The organism is Microcystis sp. M53603_WE2, assembly GCF_030065435.1.
In genome coordinates this window covers 1-2,750 of sequence record NZ_JASJFF010000830.1, presented here as the reverse complement: position 1 = coordinate 2,750, position 2,750 = coordinate 1, and the positions used below count along the sequence as shown (strand labels likewise).

The 2,750-nt window shown below is 42.1% G+C and carries 5 protein-coding genes; 3 read left to right on the top strand and 2 right to left on the bottom strand.

The annotated features are described in order from the left end of the window. Positions 1-319: 319 nt before the first annotated feature. Both PX481_RS17665 and PX481_RS17660 read right to left on the bottom strand, forming a co-directional pair. Complete coding sequence (locus PX481_RS17665; RefSeq protein ID WP_002761291.1) at positions 320-607, bottom strand: DUF433 domain-containing protein; 288 nt, start codon at positions 605-607, stop codon at positions 320-322. Between the two features lie 44 nt (positions 608-651). Then, positions 652-945: a hypothetical protein gene (locus PX481_RS17660; protein ID WP_155120423.1), complete on the bottom strand. Its 294-nt coding sequence runs from the start codon at positions 943-945 to the stop codon at positions 652-654. Between the two features lie 177 nt (positions 946-1,122). Between PX481_RS17660 and ureA the strand changes: the two genes are divergently transcribed. From ureA to PX481_RS17645, 3 genes are all read left to right on the top strand, one after another. Then, entirely contained in the window at positions 1,123-1,425 is a 303-nt protein-coding gene (ureA, locus tag PX481_RS17655; RefSeq protein WP_002738360.1) for an urease subunit gamma, read from the top strand. Between the two features lie 19 nt (positions 1,426-1,444). Next, the gene (locus PX481_RS17650; protein ID WP_002761293.1) at positions 1,445-1,771 is read left to right on the top strand and encodes an urease subunit beta; all 327 of its coding nucleotides are present in this window, start codon (positions 1,445-1,447) and stop codon (positions 1,769-1,771) included. Between the two features lie 65 nt (positions 1,772-1,836). Then, positions 1,837-2,712, top strand: a complete 876-nt coding sequence (locus PX481_RS17645) for an S-methyl-5'-thioadenosine phosphorylase (protein WP_288095243.1) — start codon at positions 1,837-1,839, stop codon at positions 2,710-2,712. Positions 2,713-2,750 lie beyond the last annotated feature (38 nt).

The following is a 2,750-nucleotide window of genomic DNA, read 5'->3' as shown; positions in this document are numbered from 1 at the left end:
CTGGTGAGAGAGAGTCTATCTTTCTCTAAAAAAATGGAGAATCACGTTGGGGAGCCCTTTGGTATTTTATCCATGACTACAATGCACAGCAAAGCAAAGCAAAGGATTAAGCCGCCATCACTACTACCGAATCACCACCCGTCAAGGGAAAGGAGATCATGAAATTTGGTATAGTCCTCTGACAGAAAGAAGATTTGTAGTTGATAATAGTATTAAATCACGCCATACTGCTAATGCAGTTTTGAAACAAGTCGGATTATCTAAAGCCTTTTGAACGCTGTGGAATCTTCATCCATATATAAGCTAATTCTACTCATAATTAGGAAGGAGAATAATGTAATGCTTCAAGGCGATCTGCTTCCGCAGTTTCGTCTGCCATTTCTGATTCTATTGTTTCTTTATTAGTATGATAGTAAGTTAAAGCGGCATAAACTTGTGCCAAAGAAAGATGAGGTATTTCATCGGCAATCTCTTCAGGACTATATCCTAATTTATACCAGATCACTATTCTTCGTACAGTAACAGCAGTTCCCGCAATAATAGGACAACCTCCATGAATTTTGGGATCGCTTTTTATAAAAGTGCCAATATTTATCTCTGTTAACATAACTTTCTCTGATTCAGTTTCAACTAATTAAACTAAATAGGATTCTATGCTTTTATCACCATTTTAGCATAGCCTAAACATTGGTCGGGGTAGGGGCGAAGCATTCGGATAGGAAATCTAGGATTTGAGCGATAGGTTATGCCCAAATGCTTCGCCCGTACAGTGATTTTCTGCAATTGAGGAATAACTGTTGCACAAGGCGGTTCAAAGTGTAATTCCAAAGCTTCTTGAAGATTTATTAGTTTCTTCTGGTGTCCCCTAGGTCTGCATACTGTAATTCTTGGGCTGCCCATTTCTCCATTTTTTTTGCTCACCTCCACCTTGATTCCTTCTTTCAAAACTATACCTATCAATCGTTTCCCCTTTTTTTAAGTTTCTTCTCTTTTTGTTAAGAAAGCTCTGACTAATGGATAGGATGACCGGACATTCAAGATAAATTTTCACAACTCGATCGCTACAACTATCCGGCCAAGAACTACAATAACCCTAGCACCTGTGTAAAAAAAGGCCTATCTATGCAACTTTCGCCCCAAGAAAAAGATAAATTACTCATTTTCACGGCGGCACTGCTCGCCGAAAGACGCAAAAATCGCGGGATCAAGTTAAATTATCCCGAAGCGATCGCCTATATTAGCGCCGCCATCCTCGAGGGTGCGAGGGAAGGTCGTAGCGTGGCTGAATTGATGAGTTACGGCACTACTTTATTAACTCGCGAGGAGGTAATGGAAGGTATCCCGGAAATGATTACGGAAGTGCAGATCGAAGCGACTTTTCCCGATGGTACTAAATTAGTTACCGTTCACAATCCCATTCACTAACAGGAGATTTTTAGCAGCTATGATTCCGGGAGAAATTATCACACCATCCGGGGCGATCGAGATTAATGTCGGTCGCGACACCCTGCGTGTTTCTGTGGCTAATACAGGCGATCGACCGATTCAAGTGGGTTCCCACTATCATTTTTATGAAGTTAATCAGGCCCTGGAGTTTCAGCGCGAATTAACCAAAGGAACCCATCTGAATATTCCCGCGGGTACATCAGTTCGATTTGAACCGGGAGACACGAAAGAGGTGGAATTAGTTACCATCGCGGGAACTGAAGAAATTTATGGCTTTAATGGTTTAATTAATGGTTCCCTCAAGGGCAAGAAAAAGAAAAAGTAAGGCCTTAACGGAATCGCTCAATTATGGTAAAATCAAGGCAACGATAACTAATTCTTTCCAAGACTATGACGACGGTAAAAATTGGCATCATTGGCGGCAGTGGTTTGTATAAAATGGATGCCCTCAAGGATGTGCGGGAAGTATCCCTCGATACTCCTTTTGGTTCTCCTTCCGATGCTTTAATTCTCGGTACTTTAGAGGGAACAGAAGTCGCCTTTTTAGCGCGTCATGGCAGAAATCACCATTTTTTACCGACCGAATTACCCTTTTGCGCTAATATTCACGCCCTCAAACAATTAGGGGTTGAATATATTATTTCCGCTTCAGCCGTTGGTTCCCTAAAAGCCGAAGTTAAACCCCTAGATTTAGTCATTCCCGATCAATTTATTGACAGAACTAAAGAGAGAATAGCGACTTTTTTTGGGGAAGGAATTGTTGCTCACGTTGCCTTTGGTGATCCCATTTGTCCCCAATTAGCCGAAATTTTAGGGGATGCCGTCGCTAGTTTAAACCTACCGGAAGTTACCTTGCATCGCGGCGGTACATACCTCTGTATGGAAGGGCCGGCTTTTTCTACTAAAGCGGAATCAAATCTCTATAGAAGTTGGGGGGCAACCGTGATCGGTATGACCAATTTAACCGAGGCCAAATTAGCCCGAGAAGCGGAAATTGCCTACGCTACCTTAGCCCTAGTTACCGATTACGATTGTTGGCATCCCGACCACGATCATGTCACGGTAGAAATGGTGATCGAAAATCTACACCATAACGCTATTAATGCCCAAAAAGTCATCCAAGAAACGGTGCGCCGTCTGGCAGCTAATCCTCCCGTTTCCGTCGCTCATTCTGCCCTTAAATACGCTATTCTTACCCGTCTAGATTCTGTTCCCGTCGCCACTAAAGAAAAATTAGCTCTCTTTTTGAAAAAATATCTTGAATAAATAGAGCTTGCTGAATAAATCTAAAAACCTTGTTGGGT